Genomic DNA, 1,330 nt, shown 5'->3' with positions numbered 1-1,330 from the left:
TTTGAAATGGTAAAAAGATGGTAGACACGAAAGTGCCTACCATCTTTTTGTGTTAATATAAAGAAAAGGAGTGTGCAACCATGGCGCGAAAGTATACGATACGGAGCAAAGAAGAAAAGCTGTCCATTGTAAAACAAGTATTGGACGGACAGTCAATACGGGCATGGGAGCCGGAAATTCATCATCGTCAGGTCGGTGACTGGGTGAAAAATTATGAAGTTGAGGGTGAAGCCGGGTTAGAGGTTAAGAAGAAACCGGGCAATCCGTTGTCACGTTACGAGCGCCGAAAGGAACTGACCTACACCGAACAACTTCAATACCAAATTGAATTGCTCAAGCGTGAGCTGCTAAAAAAGAAAGCAGAGGTAACCCGGTTAAAAAAACACAACGCACGAAAGGAGGGCGATGCCCTAAAAAAATAATTCAGACCATGTATGCTGAAATTCATTCACAGATAGGCAAGCATTCTGCTGCGGAACTGTGCATGATCTATGGCGTCTCGCGCAGCGGCTATTACAAGTGGCTACAACGAGGCGGAAGAATCAATCAGTACGAACAATCCCAGCGCATTCTTGACGCCTATGTCGGTGATATCCATACACACCACCCTATGATGGGATACCGTTCTATTCGAGATACGATTGCCTTGGAATTTGGATGGTTGGTGAGTGATCCAAGCGTTTGGAAATCTATGAAACGCTTGCACATTCATGGATATACGAGGCATAGAAAGAGCCCATCTGCTGGCAGCGGCATGGAGCATATACGTTATCCAAATCTGCTGCAAAGAAACTTTGAGGCCACGGCACCTATGCAAAAGGTAGTAACCGATGTGACCTACATCAAGTTCGGAGGAAAATGGTTCTACCTTGCAGCTTATCTTGACCTCTTTAACAACGAGATCCTCGAATGGGAGTTGAGCGATACCTTTGACAACTTTCTTGTGATGAAGCCTGCCGAGAGGCTCCTAAAAAGAACAGAGAGTACCGAACACCAAGTCCTTTTGCACAGCGACCAAGGTGTCCAGTACTCATCCGCAGGTTTCTGCAACCTTCTTACAAAATACAACGCAATTCAAAGTATGTCAAGAGCCGGAACACCTCACGATAATGCCGTTATGGAAAGTTTCTGGGGGCGGTTTAAGGATACGCTGCGCAAGCATTTCTGTTATTGGGAGAGCGATAACTTGCAGGCTACCATCGCAAAGTGCGTCCGGTATTTTAACTATGTCCGCCCAGTCCGCAAACTAAACGGAAAACCACCAGCCCTGTATAGAACAGAACTGGTGGCTTAACTGAATTTTTGTGTCTACTAACCCTTTACTATTTCA

2 protein-coding genes are annotated in these 1,330 nt (G+C 45.5%); both read left to right on the top strand.

From position 1 onward, the window contains the following. Positions 1–80 precede the first annotated feature (80 nt). The gene (locus ON16_RS00030; RefSeq protein ID WP_040658429.1) at positions 81–422 is read left to right on the top strand and encodes a helix-turn-helix domain-containing protein; all 342 of its coding nucleotides are present in this window, start codon (positions 81–83) and stop codon (positions 420–422) included. A gap of 8 nt (positions 423–430) precedes the next feature. Further along, positions 431–1,294 carry an IS3 family transposase gene (locus tag ON16_RS00025; RefSeq protein WP_040658427.1) on the top strand — a complete coding sequence of 288 codons (864 nt, stop codon included), beginning with the start codon at positions 431–433 and terminating at the stop codon, positions 1,292–1,294. The last annotated feature ends 36 nt before the right edge of the window (positions 1,295–1,330 follow it).

It is taken from the genome of Oscillibacter ruminantium GH1 (genome assembly GCF_000307265.1).
In the GTDB taxonomy this organism is placed as follows: domain Bacteria; phylum Bacillota; class Clostridia; order Oscillospirales; family Oscillospiraceae; genus Oscillibacter; species Oscillibacter ruminantium.
This window is presented reverse-complemented; position numbering and strand designations above follow the sequence as displayed.

Excerpts from the sequence above, each read along its gene's own strand:
- ON16_RS00025 (WP_040658427.1), top strand. The coding sequence starts at position 431 with ATGTATGCTGAAATTCATTCACAGATAGGCAAGCATTCTGCTGCGGAA.
- ON16_RS00030 (WP_040658429.1), top strand. The coding sequence starts at position 81 with ATGGCGCGAAAGTATACGATACGGAGCAAAGAAGAAAAGCTGTCCATT.